Origin of the sequence: Novibacillus thermophilus (genome assembly GCF_002005165.1) — a bacterium.
GTDB classification, from domain to species: Bacteria; Bacillota; Bacilli; order Thermoactinomycetales; family Novibacillaceae; genus Novibacillus; species Novibacillus thermophilus.
On the sequence record NZ_CP019699.1, the window covers coordinates 2,348,433 to 2,370,405 of the forward strand.

General features: G+C 52.3%; 18 protein-coding genes and 3 pseudogenes. 18 read left to right on the forward strand and 3 right to left on the reverse strand.

Going from position 1 to position 21,973, the window contains the following annotated elements; genetic code table 11:
* Positions 1–132 precede the first annotated feature (132 nt).
* The 10 genes and pseudogenes from B0W44_RS11505 to B0W44_RS11545 all read left to right on the forward strand — a co-directional run bounded on the left by B0W44_RS11505 (position 133) and on the right by B0W44_RS11545 (position 10,577).
* Positions 133–777: a GntR family transcriptional regulator gene (locus B0W44_RS11505; protein ID WP_169835547.1), complete on the forward strand. Its 645-nt coding sequence runs from the start codon at positions 133–135 to the stop codon at positions 775–777.
* Positions 778–789: 12 nt separating this feature from the next.
* A complete protein-coding gene (locus B0W44_RS11510) occupies positions 790–1,629 on the forward strand; it encodes a dimethylarginine dimethylaminohydrolase family protein (protein ID WP_169835548.1) in 840 nt (279 codons plus the stop codon).
* Between the two features lie 32 nt (positions 1,630–1,661).
* A complete protein-coding gene (locus B0W44_RS11515; protein ID WP_077720162.1) occupies positions 1,662–2,999 on the forward strand; it encodes a YjiH family protein in 1,338 nt (445 codons plus the stop codon).
* Between the two features lie 100 nt (positions 3,000–3,099).
* The gene (locus tag B0W44_RS11520) at positions 3,100–4,818 is read left to right on the forward strand and encodes a M20/M25/M40 family metallo-hydrolase (RefSeq protein WP_077720163.1); all 1,719 of its coding nucleotides are present in this window, start codon (positions 3,100–3,102) and stop codon (positions 4,816–4,818) included.
* A gap of 20 nt (positions 4,819–4,838) precedes the next feature.
* Positions 4,839–5,798: an NAD(P)-dependent oxidoreductase gene (locus tag B0W44_RS11525; RefSeq protein ID WP_077720164.1), complete on the forward strand. Its 960-nt coding sequence runs from the start codon at positions 4,839–4,841 to the stop codon at positions 5,796–5,798.
* A 23-nt stretch (positions 5,799–5,821) separates the two neighbouring features.
* Positions 5,822–7,105: an aspartate aminotransferase family protein gene (locus tag B0W44_RS11530; protein WP_077720165.1), complete on the forward strand. Its 1,284-nt coding sequence runs from the start codon at positions 5,822–5,824 to the stop codon at positions 7,103–7,105.
* Positions 7,106–7,383: 278 nt separating this feature from the next.
* Positions 7,384–8,789, forward strand: a pseudogene (locus B0W44_RS11535) (FAD-binding oxidoreductase).
* A complete protein-coding gene (locus B0W44_RS19085; protein ID WP_335582610.1) occupies positions 8,786–9,019 on the forward strand; it encodes a 4Fe-4S dicluster domain-containing protein in 234 nt (77 codons plus the stop codon). Before B0W44_RS11535 ends, B0W44_RS19085 begins: the two are co-directional and overlap by 4 nt.
* Positions 8,943–10,094, forward strand: coding sequence for a (Fe-S)-binding protein (locus B0W44_RS11540; protein WP_335582611.1), 1,152 nt, complete (start codon positions 8,943–8,945; stop codon positions 10,092–10,094). The genes B0W44_RS19085 and B0W44_RS11540 overlap by 77 nt, the downstream gene beginning before the upstream one ends.
* Positions 10,095–10,277: 183 nt before the next feature.
* Positions 10,278–10,577, forward strand: coding sequence for a metal-sulfur cluster assembly factor (locus B0W44_RS11545; protein ID WP_077721367.1), 300 nt, complete (start codon positions 10,278–10,280; stop codon positions 10,575–10,577).
* Between the two features lie 126 nt (positions 10,578–10,703).
* On the opposite strand, the gene B0W44_RS11550 is transcribed toward B0W44_RS11545, so the two are convergent.
* Positions 10,704–11,213, reverse strand: coding sequence for a DUF2179 domain-containing protein (locus B0W44_RS11550; protein WP_228441045.1), 510 nt, complete (start codon positions 11,211–11,213; stop codon positions 10,704–10,706).
* Between the two features lie 225 nt (positions 11,214–11,438).
* Between B0W44_RS11550 and B0W44_RS11555 the strand changes: the two genes are divergently transcribed.
* The 6 genes from B0W44_RS11555 (at position 11,439) to B0W44_RS11580 (ending at position 18,252) form a co-directional block, all read left to right on the forward strand.
* The gene (locus tag B0W44_RS11555) at positions 11,439–12,014 is read left to right on the forward strand and encodes a biotin transporter BioY (RefSeq protein WP_077720167.1); all 576 of its coding nucleotides are present in this window, start codon (positions 11,439–11,441) and stop codon (positions 12,012–12,014) included.
* Between the two features lie 218 nt (positions 12,015–12,232).
* Positions 12,233–13,366, forward strand: coding sequence for a glycerate kinase (locus B0W44_RS11560; protein WP_077720168.1), 1,134 nt, complete (start codon positions 12,233–12,235; stop codon positions 13,364–13,366).
* A 45-nt stretch (positions 13,367–13,411) separates the two neighbouring features.
* The gene (locus B0W44_RS11565) at positions 13,412–14,482 is read left to right on the forward strand and encodes a class I fructose-bisphosphate aldolase (protein ID WP_077720169.1); all 1,071 of its coding nucleotides are present in this window, start codon (positions 13,412–13,414) and stop codon (positions 14,480–14,482) included.
* A gap of 92 nt (positions 14,483–14,574) precedes the next feature.
* Positions 14,575–15,765, forward strand: coding sequence for a KamA family radical SAM protein (locus tag B0W44_RS11570; protein WP_077720170.1), 1,191 nt, complete (start codon positions 14,575–14,577; stop codon positions 15,763–15,765).
* Positions 15,766–15,873: 108 nt separating this feature from the next.
* Complete coding sequence (locus B0W44_RS11575) at positions 15,874–16,758, forward strand: MurR/RpiR family transcriptional regulator (protein WP_077720171.1); 885 nt, start codon at positions 15,874–15,876, stop codon at positions 16,756–16,758.
* Positions 16,759–16,863: 105 nt separating this feature from the next.
* Positions 16,864–18,252, forward strand: coding sequence for an aspartate aminotransferase family protein (locus B0W44_RS11580; protein ID WP_077720172.1), 1,389 nt, complete (start codon positions 16,864–16,866; stop codon positions 18,250–18,252).
* A 242-nt stretch (positions 18,253–18,494) separates the two neighbouring features.
* Here the strand turns inward: B0W44_RS11580 and B0W44_RS11585 are convergent.
* Positions 18,495–19,774: pseudogene (locus B0W44_RS11585) on the reverse strand (ISNCY family transposase).
* Between the two features lie 141 nt (positions 19,775–19,915).
* Between B0W44_RS11585 and B0W44_RS11590 the strand changes: the two are divergent.
* On the forward strand, positions 19,916–20,893 hold the full coding sequence (locus B0W44_RS11590; protein WP_228441050.1) for a trypsin-like serine peptidase: 978 nt from the start codon (positions 19,916–19,918) through the stop codon (positions 20,891–20,893).
* A gap of 74 nt (positions 20,894–20,967) precedes the next feature.
* On the forward strand, positions 20,968–21,327 hold the full coding sequence (locus tag B0W44_RS11595) for a carboxypeptidase-like regulatory domain-containing protein (protein WP_169835549.1): 360 nt from the start codon (positions 20,968–20,970) through the stop codon (positions 21,325–21,327).
* A 446-nt stretch (positions 21,328–21,773) separates the two neighbouring features.
* Here the strand turns inward: B0W44_RS11595 and B0W44_RS19345 are convergent.
* Positions 21,774–21,972: pseudogene (locus B0W44_RS19345) on the reverse strand (transposase); the annotation flags it as partial.
* Position 21,973: the final 1 nt, after the last annotated feature.

Below are 21,973 nucleotides of genomic sequence, written 5' to 3' on the forward strand. Positions count from 1 at the left end.
CAGCAAATAGCTTTAAAGAAGAAAAAGGCGTCCGCACTTTAAAAAATGTTGAAAAAAAGAGCGTCATCGTGTAATATACAAATACAAATACTGTATACAGAATACATAAAGATGTGGTCAAGGAGGGCAAACGTGCTTCCCAAAATAAAGCAAAACCGCACACTGGCGGATCAAGCCTACACATTGATTAAGAAGAGCATTGTGAACAACGAGTTGAAGCCGGGGGACTGGCTCGCAGAAGAAGAGATAGCCACTCAAATGGGAATCAGCCGCACACCGATCCGATCGGCTTTGACACAGCTGTCGTACGAGGGTCTCGTCGAGATGAGCCCCGGAAAACGCGCCCGCGTCAGCACGATTTCAGATAAAGACATTCGCGACTTTCTCGTCATACGCGAAGTGTTGGAAGCGCTGGCAGCAGAACTGGCCACGACCGAAATGACAGAGACAGACTTTGAGGACTTAGAAGACATCGTCGCCCGACAGAAGAAAAGTATCGAGTCCGAAGATTTTACTCAGTTTGTCGAACTGGACCGACAGTTTCACAGTCGCATTGCGTCGGTGACGAACAATAAGAAACTCAGCGAATTTGTGGAAAACTTGAATACGCAGTTACAGCGCTTTCTCATTTTAACGGGCACGCTGCAAAAGGCAGCGCGCGAGGCGGTGGAAGAGCACGAAAACATTGTGGAAGCGTTGCGTACGAAAAAGGCGGACAAGGCGAAGGATGCGATGGCGCATCACGTTCGGCAGGTGTCTGAACGCATGACGACTTGAGGAGGGATCACATTGGCGAGAGCCTTCACAGAATACGGACGATTAAAAAAAGTGTTAGTTTGCCGTCCCGAATTTCTCAACATTGAAACACCTATCAACGTCATTGCAGAAAAACATCAGCACACCCTGGATGTGGAACAGGCGTGCAAAGAGCATGACGAGTTCGTCGCGGCTTTTCGCGCACACGACGTCGACGTGTTGTTAGCGGAAACCCACCCTCGCTTTCCGTACGAGGTGAACACCCGGGATTTGGGTGTCGCGACACAAAAGGGGATCGTGTTTGGCCGCTTTTACAGTCCGATGCGGTGGGGAGAGCACCGCCTCGCTGAGAGGACTTTATCGAATCATCGCATCCCAGTATTCCACAAAATGACGCTTGGCAACTTTGAAGGCGGCGACTTTATGTACATCGACGACAGTGCGGCTGCCGTCGGAACGGGCATCCGTACCGATTCCCTCGGATTACAGGCCCTTAGTTTGGCCCTTTCCGATCTAGATCTCGAGTTGATTTCGGTGGACTTTGACGAGGAGTACTTGCACTTAGACATGATTTGCAATGTCATCGGCGAGAAAGTCGCTATTGTCTGTTTGGAAGCGTTGCCAGATGCGTTCGTTCAAGTCCTCCGGGACAAAAAGTTTGAACTGATTTCCGTATCCAGGGAAGACGTCTTTCTCCATGCGTGTAATCTGCTGAATATAGGCGACGACACCGTATTGTCACACCGACAAGCCCAAAAAGTGAACGAACAGCTGAAAAGTTTAGGATTTCACGTCGTGGAACTCCATCTAAACGAGATTTTAAAGAGCGGGGGTGGGCCGAGATGCATGAGTTTTCCTGTTGAAAGGCTCTAAAACGCACGCTTGATTAAAGGAGGTCAAGGTTGATGCATTCAACAGTCAATCGCAAAGACTTTTTGCGCTTTTTGATTCCGTCAGCGTTCGGGGTATTCGTTTTTATGTTTCCGATCCGAGATGACGGAACGTTTAACATCCCACTGGGCCTCGTCACGGACTTTTTCTTAACGATATTGGAAAGTACGTTGCCCGTCATCGTCGTTTTGACGATGGTATTGTCTACGGCTCTCACATTCGTGACAAAACTGTTTAAACCGTCCTTCATCATGTCCAAAGAGAGCTGGCGGGACATGTTTGACGTGTCGCCGCTGTGGCTCACCACCCGGTTGTTAGGCACGATATTCGCCATCATGACGCTGTATGAATTCGGTTGGGATGTCATTAAGTCAGATGTGACCGGTCAGACGATGCTCGGTCTCATGTCCAGTTTAATCGTGTGGTTTTTTGTCGGTTCGTATTTATTGCCGTATCTTACGAATTTCGGTGCAATGGAATTTGTCGGAACGTTACTGCGCAATGTCGTCCGACCCCTCTTTACGCTCCCCGGTCGATCGGCTATCGATCTTCTCGCTTCGTGGGTCGGGAACGTCAACGTCGGTGTCGTGGTGACGCGGGAACAGTACATGCGCGGATTTTATACCGGCAGGGAAGCGGCAACCATTGCCACGTGTTTTTCCGCAGTCTCATTGCCCTTCTGCCTCGTCATTGCCGGGATGTTGGAACTGGATTACATGTTTCCTGTATTTTATGGTACGGTATGTTTGGCTGGGGTGATCAGTGCCATTATCGTCCCGCGCATTCCGCCGCTGTCGCGCATCCCGGACACGTACTACACGGACACACAGTACAGTGAAAAGATTCCTCAAGGTGAGTCCAAGGTGAAATGGGGCGTTCTGAAAGCAGTGGAGCGGGCGAAGGCAGCAGGTACGCTGAGGGACCAACTGAAAGAGGGCACGAACATTTTCACCGGTATCGCCCTCGTGCTCATCCCACAGGCGATGGGGATCGGGACGCTCGCCCTCATCATAGCCGAGTTTACTCCCGTGTTTCAGTATATCTCAGCGCCGATGGTCCCACTTTTAGAACTGTTCCGCATTCCGGAAGCGCAGGCAGCAGCTCCGGCCACGTTAGTCGGCTTCATCGACATGTTTATCCCAGCTGTACTCGGTTCGGGTATAGAATCGGAGCTGACCCGTTTTGTCGTCGGGACCCTGTCTTTAGTGCAGATTATTTACATGACGGAAATGGGGACGCTTCTCCTCATCTCCAAAATACCGCTGAACTTGTGGAGATTGGCCCTCATCTTTATCGAGCGCACCATTATTTCGTTACCGGTAATCGTCCTCATCGCACATCTTTTGTTCTAACAGGGTTATACGACAAGGCGTTGAACATGTCGTCTTACTTTGCTCATGACCTTCAACGCCTTGCGATACGTCTTGGAGAGAATGGGGAAGGAGACTGTGAATGTACGAAGTCATCAAGGAGAGACCCGTTCCCGAACAGGTTGAGATTTTGACGGAAAAGTTGGTCAAAGTTCTCAGCGTGAACTCAACGTCGGGAGAGGCCGAGATCGCGGATCACGTGTACCGCATACTCGCGACGTTCCCGTATTTTCAGCAGCATCCGGAACAGCTCTGGTGTCAAGCGCTCCCCGATGATCCGTTGGGGAGAAAAAATGTTTTTGCCGTCATTAAGGGTAAGCCGGGAGCGAAAAAGACGGTCATCCTTCACGGTCACACCGACACCGTCGGCATTGAGGATTTTGGGGAGCTCAAAGGTCTCGCGGCTGAGCCAGAGAAGCTGCGCGATTACTTTGCTCATTGGGAGTTGGATGAACGGGTGCGACAGGATGCCCGTTCAGGAGACTGGATGTTCGGACGCGGAGCCCTCGATATGAAGAGTGGCGTGGCGGTCCACCTCGTCAATGTGTTGCGCCTTTCTGAACAGGCGGACAAGCTGGACGGCAACGTTGTGTTTATGGCGAACCCCGTGGAGGAAAATGAACATACGGGCGTGATCGCAGCAGTTTCGGAACTGGCGCGGTTGCGTGAGGAAAACGGGTGGACGTATGAAGTGGCCATTAACACCGACTATACGACAGAACAGTACCCCGGTGATGATACGCGCTACATTTATACGGGGACCGTCGGAAAACTGCTCCCCTGTTTTTACGTGCACGGGCGCACGACGCACGTCGGGGACACGTTGCTGGCCGTAGACCCAACCTTGATCGCTTCCGAAATCAACCGGAGGCTCAACAACCGGTTAGAACTGGCGGAAGACATTGCAGGCGACGTATCGCTGCCGCCGTCGTGCTTAAAACAGACCGATTTGAAAGATTTTTACAACGTCCAAATTCCGATTGCCAGTTTCATGTACTTCAACTATTTCGTTTACGAGAAAACGCCGGCTGATGTGCTCAACACACTGAAACGAGTGGCTGAAGAAGCGTGCAATGATGTCGAACAGGACCTAGAAAAGCAGTACAAACACTTTTGTGCGCGACATAACATGCCGCACCTCTCGCCGTCTTACAGAGTGAACGTGTTGACGTTTGAAGAACTTGTCGACAGGGTGAAAGCCCTGGGGACTGACGTAGACGCCGTCGTCCGAGACGTTGTGGCGGACAACCGCGGGATGGAACTGCGAGAACTCAGTTTGAAGATTGTGCAAAAGGTGTTTGAAAAAGGTGACGTGCACGATCCGGCGGTCGTCATCTTTTTCGCGCCGCCGTACTGCCCGCACCATTACGTCAAAGGCGAGACGGAGCGCGAGAAGGCGCTACTCACCGTTTTGCAGCGTCAATTGGACGAGGTGTCGCGAGCGACAGGAGAGACGTTTGAGGTCAAGCGGTTTTTCCCGTTCTTAAGTGACAGCAGTTATCTCTCTTTACACGAGACGGATCGTGAACTTGCCCGTATGACCGACAACTTTCCCGGTTGGGGCCACATCTACCAGGTGCCGGTTCAACAGATTCGGAAGTTGAACATTCCGGCGATCAACATGGGTGTGTACGGCAAAGACGGCCATCAAATGACTGAGCGCGTGTACAAACCGTATTCTTTTCGCGTGCTGCCAGATCTCATTTACAATACGGTGCGACACATGTTGTGTCGTGGAACGAAGGGCGGCGAATGTGAACAGGTGCAGGTGTCGGAGCTGGAAACAAACGTAGAACGTTAAAAAATTGTTGAAGGAAAAAGGTGAGACCATTGATTTTGTGCACGACGGACGCATTGCAACCTTTTTCTGAAGAAATCGGAGAAAAGACGCGCCAACCTGTAGCTGTTCGTCGCATCGAACGATTGCCGGAAGAGAAGCGAGACCGAGTTCGCATTGTCATCACCTTCGGCAATTACGACGACTCTGTTAGCAGTGAGGAACTGCGTTCACTGCCCCGTTTGGAGTGGATTCAAGTCATCAGTTCCGGCATTGAACAACTGCCTCTTGAGTACTTGTCAAAACGCGGCATTTTGGTGACGACGGCCAGGGGGATTCACCGCATCCCGATGAGCGAGTACGTGTTCAGTGCGCTTTTGTATTTTGCCAAAAAGATTCCGGCTTACGCGCGTTTGAAACGCGACAAAACGTGGGGACGCTTCGAGACGATGGAGGAGCTGTACGGGAAGACGATTGGGATTTTGGGGACCGGTCAAATCGGCGGGGAAATTGCGTACAAAGCGAAGACTTTTGGGATGACGACACTCGGCGTCAACCGTTCGGGGAGGTTGGTCGAGCACTTTGACCGCATTTACCCTCTGTCCGAATGGGAACACATCTTACCACTGTGTGACTACGTGTGCGGCGTCCTCCCGTCTGCGCCGGAGACCAAACAGTTGATTAACCGTCGGACGATCGAGCAGATGAAAGACGGAGTCATATTTATCAATGTCGGCCGCGGCGATCTCGTCGTCGAGAAGGATCTCGTCGAAGCGCTGCAGAGGGGGAAAATCGCCGGTGCCGCCCTCGACGTTTTTGCGCAAGAACCCCTCGACCGCCGTCACCCGCTGTGGGAGCTCGACAACGTGATCATCACACCCCACGCGTCAGCCAAAACGCCGATGTACGTGCCGCGGAGTTTGGACATATTTTACCGGAACTACGACCTTTTTCGACAGGGGCGGACTCACGACATGATCAACCTTGTCAAACATCCGCAGTAAACAGCTAGAAGGAGTGGAGAAACATGACAGCATCTCCCAAAAGTTTGTATGAACGGGCACAAGCCGTACTGCCTCCCGCGGCAGGGCGGGCCACTGACCTCGGTGTCGTCAGAGGGGAAGGGGCCTACCTCGTGACAGAAGACGGACGGCGCTACTTGGATTTCGCCAGTGGCGTGGCGGTGACGAACGTCGGCCACAACCATCCCAAAGTCGTGGCAGCCGCGAAAGTGCAAATGGAATCCCTTATTCACGGCGGCCACAATGTCGTCTATTACCCGTCGTATGTGGAACTGGCGGAAACATTAAATGAGCTGACAGGCGGCGGGAACAAAGTGTACTTCAGCAACAGCGGAGCTGAAGCGAACGAAGGGGCCGTGAAACTGGCAAAAAAGGTGACGAAACGCCCGGCGGTCATCGCTTTCAAGCGCGCCTTTCACGGGCGGACGCTGGCTGCCGCCAGTCTGACGGCGTCCGGCTCACTGTACCGCAAGGATTACGAAGGGTTGCTCCCGAGTGTGTACCATGCAGAGTATCCGTACCCGTTCCGCTCCGGCCTGTCGGAAGACGCAGAGACCGAACGGTGCATCCGACAGCTGGAGGAGTTGTTCCAGCTGCAAGTCGACCCTGAGACGGTGGCGGCGATGATCGTGGAACCGGTCCAGGGAGAAGGCGGCTATATCGTGCCTCCGGCATCGTTTATACAAAAAATACGGGAGATTTGTGACAAGTACGGCATCATGCTCATCTTCGACGAAATACAGACGGCTTTCGGCCGGACGGGCAAGATGTTTGCCTACGAACACTTCGGTGTCAAGCCGGACATTCTCACGCTGGCGAAGGGCATTGCCTCCGGTTTTCCGTTGAGCGCCATTGTCGCGCCGCAAGCGATTATGGATCAGTGGCCGGCCGGCACACACGGTGGCACGTACGGCGGCAATCCGGTGGCGTGTGCGGCTTCTCTGGCGACAATTGAACTGCTTAAGGACGGCCTCCTTGACCAAGCGGCCCAAATGGGAGAGTACTTCCGTGAACAATTGCGTAAAGTGCAACAGGACTTAAACATTCAGGGGGAGGTGCGCGGTCTCGGCCTCATGATCGGATTTGAAATCGTAGGTGACGATGGAAGGCCGGCCCCCGCCATCGTCGGTGAACTGCGTGCGAAGTGCATGGAAGACGGTCTCTTGCTGCTCACGTGCGGTACAGATAAGAACGTGATCCGCTTCATGCCGCCGACGATTGTCACAAAAGAGCACATAGACGAGGCCGTTGCGATCATCGGGAAACACTTGAGGACGCTCGTTTCGTAACTGCTAACAACGTGAGCGTGTCACAACAAGGCGTTGACCGCGTTGGCGGCCCAAAACTTACCCATTTTGCAGCATAGACGTTCCCTATCGCAATATGGTATCCGTAGAGAGAGAATATCAAGTGGCGTGTCATCGGATGCGCAGTGGACTGTTTCAGTTGATCTACCCGTACTTGGTTTGTTGTTTTCACGGTTTACCACCGCGTTTAAACCACAAGCTGAACGGCGCGTGGACGGCGCAGATTGGAAGAGACCTGGCGTAAAAGTGGGGGATGCGAGATGCAACCGGAAGTCATAGAGGAGATAGAGGGCATCATCGGGGATAAAAAGCGCGTGCTCACCGCGGAGCACGATCTGTACAGCTATGCCTACGATGCCTCATTCGGCACACACTTGCCGGACGTCGTCGTCCAGCCCCGGACGGCTGACGAAATCGCCGCCCTGATGAAACTGGCCAACCGGGAGAAAATCCCCGTGACGCCGCGGGGGCACGCGACGTCACTGAGCGGCGGCCCGTTGCCGGTAAAGGGCGGCATCGTTCTCGACCAGACGCGGATGACCGACAAACTGGACATCCACCGCGAAGACCTCGTGGCCGTCGTCTCAGCGGGTGTCCGGACCGCCGACATCCACAAGGCAGCAGAGGCCGTCGGCCTCATGTATCCGCCCGATCCGAGCAGCTCCAACGTCTCCACCATCGGCGGCAACCTGGCCGAAAACTCCGGCGGTCCCCGGGGTTGAAGTACGGCGTGACGAAAGATTACGTCCTCGGGCTGGAAATCGTCACCCCGGAAGGCCGCATCATACGCACGGGAGGCCGCACCATCAAAAACGTGACCGGGTACGACTTGACCAAACTGATCGTCGGCTCCGAAGGCACCCTGGCGATCATTACCGAAGCGACGTTGCGTCTCATCCCGAAACCGCCTGCGACCGAGACACTGATGGCCGTCTTTGACGACCTCGTCCAGTCGGGGAGGGCCATCTCCCGAATCCTTTCTTCCGGCATTTTGCCCGCCAAAATGGAAATCATGGATCACGCCTGCATCGCCGCCGTGGAAAACTACAAGCCGTGCGGCTTGCCGCTGGACGCTGCCGCCATTTTACTCATCGACGTGGACGGCCACCCGAACGCAGTGAAAGACGAAATAAACCAGGCGGCCGACATGTGCCGCCAGGTGGGCGCCCGGGACGTCACCGTGGCACAAACGGCCCACGAGCGGAAGGCGCTGTGGTTTGCCCGCCAGCAAGTCTCCCCGGCCATCGCCCAAATCAAGCCGACCAAAATATCCGAAGACGCCACCGTTCCGCGGAGCAAAATCCCCGATTTGTTCGCGCGCCTGGAGGAGATTCGCGAAAAGTACCGCCTCCACCTCGTCGTCTTCGGCCATGCGGGAGACGGCAACGTGCACCCGAACATCGTCGCCGACGCCCGGGACAAAGACGAAATGAAACGGGTCGAACAAGCGGTGAGCGACATATTTGCCGCTGCCGTCGAACTGGGCGGCACCCTCTCCGGAGAACACGGAATCGGGACGATGAAAGCCCCGTTTATGGAAATGGAGCTGGGAGCCGACGGCCTCGAACTCATGAAGCGCATCAAACGGGCGTGGGACCCCCACAACATTTTAAACCCGGGCAAAATCTTCCCCGAACCGGGGCAAAGGCTGGTGTTGTCCGAATGAGAACCCAGCGTGAAACGGAAACGCGGCGCGACAGTCTCGCCTACGACCTGACATTCGACTGCGTCCAGTGCGGCTACTGCCTGCCGGTGTGCCCGACGTACGAAAGCATGGAAAAAGAGACCCATTCCCCCGGGACGGATCAACCTGGTGAAAATGGCGGCAGAAGGAAACATCGATCTCGCCCAGCTGGCAGAGCCCATCGACTTGTGCCTCGGCTGCCGCAACTGTGAAGAGATCTGTCCGACGCATGTGGAGTACGGAGCCATTTGGGAATCGGCGAAAACCGTAATCGAACAGGAACGGCACCGTCCGGTCCCCGTGAAGGCATTCCGGGCGTTCTTGTTCCAAACAGTCTTTCCGAGACGGGCGATGTTGCGCCTGATGGGGGACACCGTATGGCTGTACCAAAGAAGCGGCCTGAGACGGATCGTTCACAAATGGGGGATACTCAAGCGATTGCCGAACCACATGCGAGCGTTCGAAGCGATATTGCCGCCCGTCGAGTCGCCGAAGCGGCGCCGGGAGCGCACGCGTCAACGCACGGCAGCTCATGGACAGGCAAAAGGGACCGTGGCGTTTTTCACAGGGTGTATCATGGATGAAATGTTCCACCGCACTAACCGCCGCACAGAACAGTTACTCGCCCGAGCGGGATACGACGTCGTCGTCCCCCTGGAGCAGACGTGCTGCGGCGCCCTCCACTCCCACGCCGGAGAACGGAACGCGGCGAAGGAGCTGGCCAAACGGAACATCGCCGCCTTTGAGGCGACCGGCGCCGACTACATCGTAGACAATGCCGGCGGCTGCGGGGCGATGCTCAGCGAATACGGCAAGCTTCTGGCCGATGATCCCGAGTGGCGGGAAAGGGCGAAAGATTTTGCCCGCCGCGTGCGCGACGTCAGCCAATTGTTGGTTGGACACGAATGGACATGGCGCAAACCGATTGACGAAGTCGTCACATACCAGCGTTCCTGCCACATGACGAACGTGCAAAACGTGACCGAAGAACCGATCGCCCTACTGAAAAGCATCCCCGGCGTCACCTACCGGGAGATGGCGCATCCGGAGCAGTGCTGCGGTTCAGCGGGCATCTACAACGTGATCCACTTCGACGAAGCGACGGCTATTTTAGACACGAAAATGGCCCGCACGAAAGAGACGGGAGCGACGACCATCGTCACCACGAACCCCGGCTGCCTGTTGCAAATGACACTCGGGGTGGAACGGGAAGGTATGGGGGATCAAGTGCGGGTCGTCCACCTCGTCGATCTGATGGCGGAGGCGTTGGGGTTGGAAGAAACTTGACAGCCCACCGCGCTTCTTACTTCATTTTTCAAAGAGCGTATCGGCGAAGAGCGGCATGGCGAGGGGTGCGTTCCACGCGGGTGCGGCGAGACGCGTCCTCCATTTGATCTGGAGATAAAAGTATGTTAGTTTAAAAGCACAGGTGAAAGGGGTGAGACGATGGATCAAGAGAAGCGGGAACTGATGGAAGAAGAAATAAGGGAACGCATGCGCGAGTCGTGCATCGATCCCGAGTTGGGCATTAACATTGTCGACTTAGGGCTTGTGTACGACATTGACATATCGGACGAAGGGGACGTCACGGTGACGATGACACTGACGGCCATGGGCTGTCCGCTGGCAGGAGTCATCAACCAGATGGTCACCTCGACGGTCAGTGAAGTGGAAGGCGTGAAAGACGTCCATGTCAACATCGTGTGGGATCCACCGTGGAGCAAAGAAAGGATGTCTCGCGCCGCGCGGATGCAGTTGGGCATTCATTAAGGTGAAAACAGGAAATTCCAGTTGTGGAGACGTCCTTTCTCCGCAACTTTTTTATTTTTGACGGCGAGATAAGGCGGGTAAACAAGAGAAACCTTCATGGACCGTTCTCTTTGCGCGGTTGTAAGTTCACTGTACCCGCTTCACCCAGAAGCCGCCGACGAACGTTTTCGGTTCAAAGGAAATGACGAACGCCTGCGGGTCAATCTCTTGCACTTTTTGCAGCAGTTCCCGCTGGCGACTGCGTTTTGTCAATACGTTCAAGACGAGGCGTTCTCCGGCTAATCCTTCCGCCGACCAGGCTGTTACGCCAAATCCTTCTTTCCGCAATTTGGGCGCCATGTCAGAATCGTCCCGCCTCGTCGTGACCTGAACCATGATATAGCCCATCGCCATTTTTTCCTCGATCAGCGACCCCGTGTACACGCCGATGGCAAATCCAAGGCAGTAGACGACGAGGTTGTACCACGTATCCATATTGGCGAGAACTGCTGACAATCCTAGAATGTAAATAAACACCTCAACGAAACTGATGAGGGAAGCGAGGCTGCGGTTTCCTTTCATCATAATGATTAAGCGCAGTGTCGAGATGCTGACGTAGGCAACTTGAACAACGAGAATGAACAAGACGATCCCCAACAGTTATCCCTCCCTGTACGACTGCGGTGAGACATCCGTAATGTAACACGAGGAGCGGGGATTTGGAATAGACGGTGACGCCTCAATTTTGACAAAACGGTAGCAAAATGAATGGGATGTCCGCTGGCACGGTTTTTGTTGACATCGGCGGACCATTGCTCTACACTCTAAATGTAAACCAATTATAATAAATAAGTTAACAATTGTACCGAAAGGATGGAAGACATGGGATCGAGACGTTTACGCATGCAGATGATGGCGGCGCTGTTCGCCGGGATCACCGCAGCTTGTGCACAAATCGCCTTTCCTGTACCGTTTTCACCGGTTCCGTTCACCGGGCAAACACTGGCCGTCGCTTTGGCCGCAACAATACTGGGAGCGCGCTACGGGGCTTTGTCGATGCTGATATACACTCTCATGGGGGCTGTAGGGATGCGCGTGTTTGCAGAATTTAGTGGAGGGTTACACGTTCTCGTCGGACCGACGGGGGGATTCATATTCGGATTCATCTTAGGAGCTTACGTGACAGGAAAAACGATTGAACTGCACCGCAACCCCGGGTTTCTGTGGGCCGTGTTTGCCAACGCTGTCGGATTAGTCATCATCTTTGCGGCAGGGACGGCTCAATTAAAGTTCGTGGCCGACTTAGGCTGGAGAGAAGCGGCGTTAGCCGGAGTCGTCCCGTTCATTCCGACAGGTGTGTTGAAAGTTGTCCTTGCGTCTGCCGTCGGCATTGTCGTCAGGAGGCGCCTGCAGCATATGGGTGTGTTGCATCAACCGGTGCGTCAGAAGACAGCTTGATCGCGTTCTCCTAGTCGCGGTAAACTGACTGTCACAACGGACTCCCTTGCCTTGGACACAAGGAGGGTCTCTTTTTGTCAACGGAAAGTAGCCCGAAGGCCTACCCTTGTGTCCCCGTCGATTTTCACCTGATGCGGCGTTGGTGAAAGCGTGATAAGACGGCGGAATGGAGAGAAATGTGTTATACTTTTTGCAGAAGAAAACAGTGGAGGAAAGAGATGCGTTTCGTTGTAGCACCAGATTCTTTTAAAGGGAGTTTGACTGCCGTAGAAGTCGGCCGGCTGATTGAAAAAGCTCTGCTGCGGGAAATGCCGGACGCCCATGTCGATGTCGTTCCGATGGCGGACGGCGGGGAAGGGACGGTGGAGTCGTTTCTCTTTGCCGTAGAGGGGCAGCGCCTCGACCTGAGTGCGACAGGTCCGACGGGCGAGAGGATACCGACATTTTATGGCCTTTTACACGACGGGGAGACGGCTGTCATCGAGGTGGCGGCGGTGGCCGGTCTCACGCTCGTTCCGGAAGGGAAGCGCAACCCCCTCTATTTGACGACGTACGGCGTCGGTGAGTGTCTGCTCCACGCACTGGACCAAGGGGTCAAACGCATCGTCGTCGGGCTCGGCGGAAGCGCGACGAATGACGGCGGGTTGGGCATGCTGCAAGCCCTCGGCGTTACCTTTCGCGACGGAGACGGAAAACGAGTGGAGCCTTTTGCCGCATCGCTGTCCAGGGTGCAGTTCGTCGATTACGGTACCATCGATCCGCGCATCAAGGAAGTCGACGTCCGAGTCGCGTGCGACGTAGACAATCCGCTGTGTGGTCCGAGGGGGGCGACGCACGTTTTCGGCCCGCAAAAAGGTCTTCGTCCAAATCAACTGGAAAGGGTGGACGCAGACCTCGCATCGTACGCAGAGCGCGTGGAAGCCCATGTGAACCAAGCGTTCCAGCACCATCCAGGTGCAGGGGCGGCTGGCGGTCTCGGCTTTGCCATGCTCTCTATAGGAGCTTCCCTCGAATCGGGGGCGGCCCTCGTCGCTGAAACCGTCGGCATGAAAGAGCGGTTGAGGTCGGCCGACTGGCTCGTCACGGGCGAAGGAAAGACCGACAGTCAGACACTGCACGGCAAAGTGCCGTACTACTTGGCCAAGCTGGCGAAAGAATGCGGGACCCCGACGATTTTGATGTCCGGCAGTTTGGCAGGAGATGTGGAGCCGCTTTACGACGTGTTTGCCAGCATGCACGCCATCCCGAGGGGGCCGATGACGCTCGAGGAGGCCCTCGGCCAGGCTGAAGCGCTCATTTACGACAAAGCGCGAAACATCGCGCGGTTGCTCAACGTACAACACAAAAGGTGAGCAGGATTAAGTACAGATTGACGATAATGCGATGAGGTGATAAGCGTGATTGAACAAATTCGACACTATTTAGGAGATGAGGCCGACGATTTGCTGCACCACGAGTGCAAAACGATTCCAAAGGAGCAGTTAGTTTTGCCTTCGCCCAATTTTGTCGACGACGTCGTCGCCAACTCCGACCGCAACAATCAAGTTCTTAAAAATTTACAGTGGATGTTTAATACCGGTCGACTGGCTCACACGGGTTACCTCTCCATCCTGCCGGTCGACCAGGGCATCGAACATTCGGGAGGGGCTTCCTTTGCCAAAAACCCCGCCTATTTCGACCCGGAAAACATCGTCAAATTGGCCATAGAAGGCGGATGTAACGCCGTTGCCTCTACATACGGTGTGTTGGGGGCAGTGTCCAGAAAATACGCGCACAAAATTCCGTTCGTCGTCAAAATCAATCACAATGAACTGCTCTCGTATCCGAATGCGTACGATCAAATTCTGTTTGCCAGCGTGAAGCAGTGTTGGGAAATGGGAGCAGCCGGAATCGGAGCCACGATTTACTTCGGTTCCAAAGAGTCGAACCGGCAGATTCAAGAGATCAGCGAGGCGTTTCAGTATGCCCACGAATTGGGGATGTTTACGATCTTGTGGTGCTATCTCCGCAACGAACACTTTAAAGTTGACGGCACCGATTACCATACGGCGGCTGACTTGACCGGTCAGGCGAACCACCTCGGTGTGACGATTGAGGCGGACATCATTAAGCAAAAACTCCCAACGTTAAACGGCGGATATAAGGCCATCCGCGCTGCTTCGGGGAAGAGCTACGGCAAGACTGATGAGCGCATGTACACTGAACTTACGACGGATCATCCCATCGATCTCACCCGTTATCAAGTGGCGAACGGTTATATGGGCCGGGCCGGTTTGATCAATTCAGGTGGCGCGTCAGGAGACAACGACTTTGCCGACGCAGTGAAAACGGCTGTCATTAACAAGCGGGCCGGCGGCATGGGCCTCATTTCGGGACGCAAAGCGTTTCAACGGCCGATGAGAGAAGGGGTGAAGCTGTTACACGCCATCCAGGACGTGTATTTGTGTGACGAAGTGACGATCAGCTGACGGCCTCAAATTTGGGGGAAGGGGGGAGTATGTTATAATAAACTTAGTCGTTTGTTTAATAGATTCATATAGAAAGGTGATGATGCGTCGTAATGGCACAACCGAAGTATATTACGAATATTGACCGGATTACACAGATCCCTGCGGCAGAGCGGGAGAAACTGAAGCAGATTACCGAAAAGTTTGTCTTCCGGGTGAACGATTACTATTTAAGTTTGATTGATTGGGATGATCCGAATGATCCGATCAGAAAACTGGTTATTCCGAACACGGGCGAACTGTCTGAAGAGTACGGCAGGTGGGATGCTTCAGATGAGGATACGAACTACGTCGTTCCCGGTTGCCAGCACAAATACAAAACGACGGCCCTCTTGATCTGCTCTGAAGTGTGCGGGGCGTACTGCCGATACTGTTTCCGCAAGCGCCTGTTCCGCCACGACGTGAAAGAAGCTATGTCTGACGTGGAACCGGGTCTCAAGTATATAAGCGAACACCCTGAAATCAACAACGTCTTGTTAACCGGCGGCGACCCCCTCATACTGGCCACGAAAAAAATTAAAATGATTCTCGAACGCCTCCGCGCCATCGATCATGTGAAAATTATCCGCATCGGTTCCAAACTTCCCGTCTTTAACCCGATGAGAATTTATGAAGATGAAGAACTCCTCCAAGTGATCCGCCAACACTCTTCGCCTGAAAAGCGCATTTACATTATGGCGCACGTGAACCACCCGCGGGAAATTACCGAACAAGCTCGCAAATGTTTCCAGGCACTGCACGATGCGGGAGCCATCGTCGTGAACCAGACCCCTGTACTCAAAGGCATCAACGACGATCCGGACGTCTTGGGAGAGTTGTTGGACAAGCTGTCGTGGGCTGGAGTGACGCCTTACTATTTCTTCGTCAACCGGCCGGTCAGGGGAAATCACGACTTTGTGCTGACGTTGGAAGAAGTGTACAACATCGTTGAGCAAGCGAAAGCGAAAACGTCGGGCCTCGGGAAACGCGTTCGCTTGTCGATGAGCCATACGTCAGGCAAAATTGAGATATTGGCCATTGAAAACGGCAAGGCGTATTTGAAATATCACCAGTCAAGGGACGGGAACTACGGCAAATTTATGGTGTTGGACTGCCCGAAAGATGCGACGTGGTTTGATGATCTGCCGGGTAATGAAAAGTATTGGAAGAAACCGGAGAAAAAAGTGGAAGAAATTGTCTCGGTCAACGAGTTGAGTGATATTCCTCAGAAAAAAAGGGTTGGTTCAGCTGCTGCCGCGAAGTAACGATTTTGCCGTACGCAAGAAAAGCGTCATCTTTGAATTGAACCTCTTCCGTACGGAAGAGGTTTTTCATCACTGATTTGGACTGCCCTACGAGAAAGGTGTGAGAGCGTGAAACAGACGGACGTATACCGGCACATAGCGGCTCAAAGACCGCACATGAGCAAATCGCAAAAAAAGATAGCAGAGTACATTTTAGAGAATCCGAATACCGTTCCGTTTTACACTGTGAGCAAACTGGCCAAAATGACAGGTGTGAGCGAAGCGACCATCGTCCGCTTTGCAACGTTTCTAGGGTATTCGGGGTACCCTGAAATGCAGCAGTACATGCTGGATTCCGTGGAAAAACAGTTGACGACGGCCGAACGGTTGGAAATGTCGAAAAGTGTGTACAACGAAGAGGAAAAAGGCATTTATGAAATTTTTCAAGACGACATCGCTAACATCAAGACGACGATGGAGACGCTGGACGTTACAGCTTTGCAGAGGGCGGCCGACACTTTGTTGAGCAGAGACAAAATTTACATCGTCGCCAGTCGCAGTGCCGTCTCCCTCGGATTTTTCCTCCACTACTATTTGGACATGATGTTGGGGAACTGTGAAATGGTACAGGCGGCTGATTCCGTTTACGAAAGGTTAGAGAGTTTGAATCAGAACGATGTCGTCGTCGGACTCAGTTTTGCCCGTTACACGCGAAAAACGATCGACATCGTCTCTTTTGCCAAAGACCGGGGCGCTGCCACAATTGCCATTACGGACAACCTGCTGTCCCCACTCGTTCCTTTCTCTGACATCACCCTTCTCTCATCAAGCCAGATGCCGACGTTCCTCGATTCGTTCGTCGGGCCCCTCAGTTTAATTAACGCCTTAATTGCCTACGTTGGCAAGCAAAAGGGTCAGGAGTTACATCGCCGTTTGAATAAGTTGGAGGACATTTGGGAGCGGTTTGACGTATTTTACCACAAAGAGGAAGATAAGAACACCATCAAGAAATAAAAATTACAAAATAAATTTCGTGATGAAATAATTATTGCATTTTCTCTCCACTCGATTATACTCTTAAGTAAGCACCCTTTATACACAATACGAGTTGAGTGGAGGATGATGATGGTAACCGGCGGATTGACAGATTCCGCAGTCAAAGGGTCGTCTGAGGCGTATGAGAGAGCGTGTCAAGTTCTTCCTGGAGGTGTTACGGCAAACATCAAGTACTTCGCCCCCCACCCCATCGTCATGAAGCGCGCTTGTGGCAGCAAACTGTTTGACGTGGACGGTCATGCATATATTGATTACATGTTGTGTTACGGTGCGCTCATAACAGGACACGGACACCCGCGGGTGTTGCAGGCGATTACGGATCAGATGAAGGAGATCGGTACGACCGTTTTCGGTACGCCGCACGAACTGGAGGCGGAACTGGCTGAAAAGTTGACGGACTTTTACCCTGGCGTCGATATGGTGCGATTTACGAACTCCGGTTTGGAAGCGACACTCCTTGCCATCCGAATAGCTAAGGCGTTTACCGGAAAAGAGAAAATCGCGAAATTCGAAGGACACTACCACGGCGGCTACAATCAGGTGCTCTTCAGCGTACACCCCGATCTCAACCGGGCCGGTGAGAGCGACCATCCTACTCCCGTCCCGGAGTCGACAGGAATGTCTGCCCACGACAGGACACAGACCGTCATTTTACCCTTTAACAATCTGGAGGCAACGGAACGCCTGCTCCGCCGGCACGCCGATGAGTTGGCGGCTGTGATCTTGGAGCCGGTTCAAGGTGGTTTCATTCCGGCCGAATTGGATTTTATCCACGGACTTAGAAAAGTGACGGAAGAATTGAACATCGTCCTCATTTTCGACGAAGTGAAAACAGGGTTCCGAGTGTCCCTCGGCGGAGCACAAAAAGTGTACGGCGTGAAACCGGATTTGACAGCACTCGGAAAAGTGTTGGGAGGCGGATTTCCCATCGGCGCGGTCGGGGGAAAGAAGGAAATGATGCAGATGACCGATCCGCGGCGGGGCCGTGACATTTTGTCCGCTGTTCACAGCGAGTCAGATGAGACGGACGTGTTGTTTCACAGCGGCACGTACAACGGTCATCCCATTGTGTTGGCCGCTGGTTTGGCCACGATACGGATACTGGAAGAAAAGGGAACGCTTGATGATTTGTCCGCCAAAACAGAGAGGCTGAGGCGCATGCTGGAGGAAGTGTACCTCCGTTACGGCGTGCCGATGCAGACTCTCGGTTGGGGCAGCATCTTCAATATCGTCTTGACCAATCGACCGGTGAAGAACTACCGCGACATGCACCAAGACAATCAGGCCCTTCGCAAAGCGCTCGATTACGAATTGCTGCGACTAGGTATTTACGTCAAACCGCTCAACCGTTACTCCATGTCGACCGCTCACGTCGAAGCTGACATTGAGCGCACAGTCGAAGCCCACGAATCCGCACTGAAAAAGATCGTCCCCCGTCATCCTGCACGATAATTTCTCAGAGAGATCTGTCAAGCGTCAGTGAAAATGTCCTATTAACTCGTCAGTGATTCTGTCCTATTTTAGTTATTCCCTCCATCCCGTTCAGGAGCGTAGCTTGTAGTGGCCCTTTCATCAAGGGTAAAGGCTTATACCCGAGTTTCACTCGCCCTTGATAAAAATGCCCACGACAAGCTCCCTGGCTAAAAGGGATGAAGGGATCACAGTCCGTATTCTAACGGCACAGTCTAGATTTTTTAAGCCCGTTGTCGTATCCTAGATTTAGATTGGGTGCGCCCATATTGGCGCCAAGGATGATTGAGTGCGGGCTTGTGAGGTTGTTTCTCCGAGCTCGCCTTTTGTTTTTGCAGCGACTGGCGTTTTGGTTTTACTGTTTCCTTTAGGGGGTAATCCACCCTTTGTGCCGGACAAATAGTCTTCCGTCTAATGTTTCTCGCACTTCGACACGGGTTTTGCGCGGGATGGTTTGTTGGTGATCCGAGCGATCTATTGTGTAGGTTTTTCCTTTGTAAGCAATTGTTTCTCCGGTTCCCAGAGTACGCTTTTCACGGTAGCAAAGAATTAGATCCAACGCTTGTCCTTGTTCCAAAGGGACAAACGCACTTTCTGGGTCACGCGGTTCAACCGCAAACTGTTCGTTATGCGCTTTGATCAACTCCGGCAGCACCGTGTTGGCCTCCTCAATGGTGTCGATGCCCCGGAGGCGCAACTCGACAATCCAACGGTCTTGTAGCGTTTGGAACAGCCGTTCAATCCGTCCCTTGGCTTGTGGTGTTAAGGCTTTGATATGAGTCACACCTAACTCTTCAAGGGCTTGTCCGAATTGCGACAAAGGAACGGGTTCTCCCGCCAATTCCTGCTCGATCGTTTGCTTCTCGTTAGGGGAACGGAAAATCATATGGCGATCCGAATACACACTCATCGGAATGCCAGTTTGCTCAATCATCTGTCGTGTCAGCCTAAAATAGCCCTCGGTGTCCTCCTGTGGCCGGAAAAGAGCAGCCACGACTTTTCCAGTGGCATCATCAATGGCGGCAAGAAGGGACATCGGTTCCGCTCGATCTTCCAACCAAGGGTGAGGGCTCCCGTCCATTTGGACTAACATGCCGGCTTGTGGCTTTCGCTCACGTGGCCGGTGCACGTTAGCCGGACGCCGTTTGCGTTTCGGTTTGATGCCGGCCTCAGAGCGAATGCGACGCACGGTTGACGGACTGACGTGAATTCCTTCGTACTTGGCCAACAATTCGGCAAAATGCACATCATTACACCCTTGATACGCATCGCTTTGGTGGAGCTCCAGAATTCTTTGACGTGTATTGTCAGACAGTGCGTGTGCCGATTTGCGTCCTTTGTTTTTGTGGATAATCCCCGTTTCCCCCTCCTCAAGCACCCGTTTTTTGAGACGACAAACCTGGCGGTAACTTAACCCAAGGAGTTCAGCGGCTTCACCTCCTGTGATCAAACCTTGAATCCAGCGATCAATGACGGTGTAACGCTTCAGCTCTTGTCTGCTCATGAATATGTTCTCTCCCATATGTGACATTTTCACTGACGCGTTACAATATGACAATATCACTGACGAACAACACCTACAATAAATAATATTGTATTATTATAAACAAATAGATATATCTAAATTTTTAAGGAGAGTGGTAGTATGTTGTTTTCAAAGGTCTTCCGAATGTTGTTTGTGTTTACTCTGTTGGTAGCAAGTTTAACTGGCTTTCAAGTATTCGATGTGCCACCAAAGGTTTACGCGGCTGAATCGCAGTCCCCTCACACCCCCATTGCTAGTGATGATTCGAACTATTTTAGCGATGTCAATCCGCCAAAAGACGCGATAATTAAAGAGAAGAATGGGTTCTTATCTCCTGGATTTTCCGGTTCTGGTACGCCGGGTGGGCAAAAATTACAAACCCCTAAGACATCTCAGATTAAACATATTGATTCTCCAATAGACACGTCTGATATAATTGGGGTAGACGACCGCTTGCGAGTTTCTGACACGACACTCTATCCCTATAGGGCAATTGTGCACATCCAGAGCAGTCTAGGCACTTGTTCAGGATGGTTAATTGGACCCTCTACAATCGCAACAGCAGGGCACTGTGTGTATGACGATATTAATAATGTCTGGGCAAGCGGGGTAACGGTCTATCCGGGGCGAGATGGAAACAAATTTCCTTATGGGTCCGTACCAGCTTATCGTCTCTTCACAGTAACAGGATGGACAGAGGGGAATCGTGAGTACGATTATGGGGCTATACAATTAAGTGAGCCAGTTGGTAATACCACCGGTTATTTTGGCTTTCGCTCAACCCCAGCTTCATTGAACGACATCATCGTTAATTTAAGCGGTTACCCGTCAGATAAACCATCCGGAACTCAATGGCAACACTCGAATAGGATTGTACAATCAGAGGATCGTCAACTATTCTATCCCATCGATACATTTCGTGGTCAAAGTGGGTCACCTGTCTACGAATTCAATAACCCGGATTGTGCCGGGCCGTGTGGGTTGGCTATTCATGCCTATGGTAGATACGGAGGTTCCAGCTTCAACAGGGGGACACGTATTAATTCAGATGTATTTGACAACCTTGTAACTTGGATAAACTATCCTGAACCTGAATAACCGTTGCTTCATTTGCATAAAAGTTCAAAGAGAGGGTATTACCCTCTCTGCCCTTTTCACAAGGAGTGGTCATCGTGAAAAAGTACAACACCATTATCCTTGCCATAATATTCACTCTTAACCTTGCTTTGTTTGGCTGCAGTTTTACTAGCGGGGATGTACATGATCAGGTCACAGTCGTAGGTCAAATTACTAATAAAAAGGGGGAACCTATCCCTGATTTGCCAGTCAATCCTGAACCTACTTTCTTTCCTCGTCCACCTATTCCTGAAATTGGCATTTCTACCGATGAAAACGGCGAATACTCTCTTCATTTACCCCCTGGTAATTATAATTTTAATATCATAGATAATGGCGAAGCGATATTAACTGAGAATGTCAACATTAAAAGAGGCGAAAAGGAGAAGCGGTTGGATTTTACGATTGATCCTTAAAATAACACATTATGAATGATTATCTATATTACCTATCACTAGCGTTGCATAAAACTTAATCCCGTTTGTCAAATTGGAGGAAAATGGGCGCCCCTCATTTTCATTAAATATATCGAACATTCCGAATACGTTCTTTTAATTCAAGAACTAAAAGGGCTAGTTGGCTTAAAAGTAGCCCATGATCCACATTGTCACAATATTCTACTTTGTTTAGATAACTTCCATTACATCAGCGTACAGACCTTCAATACTCTCCATTCCTTCTTCTTCTAACTGTTTTACGAACTGGCGAAACTCCTCTTCAGGATCAACACGACGCCTGCCACGGCTAGTACGCGTTGGCTTTCGATGAAGTAACTGAATCAAATCCAGTAAAGGTTTGAAGAGGGTATCACGCACATGTTGTAACAATCGGAACAAAGTGTGTGGTGACTTGGTTCGCTGTTGTAACAACCGCAGGAGACAGTAGGTGATGAGAGCGATCCATATTTGGTTATATACGGCACGCTCACTCTGTCCGTAAAACTTTTTGATCTGAAGGTGCTGTTTTGCCCACTTGAAAAATAGTTCTATCTGCCAGCGTTTGCGGTACAACTCACCAATCTCTTCTGCGCTCCGCCCCCAATCGTTGGTGATCAGTTGAATG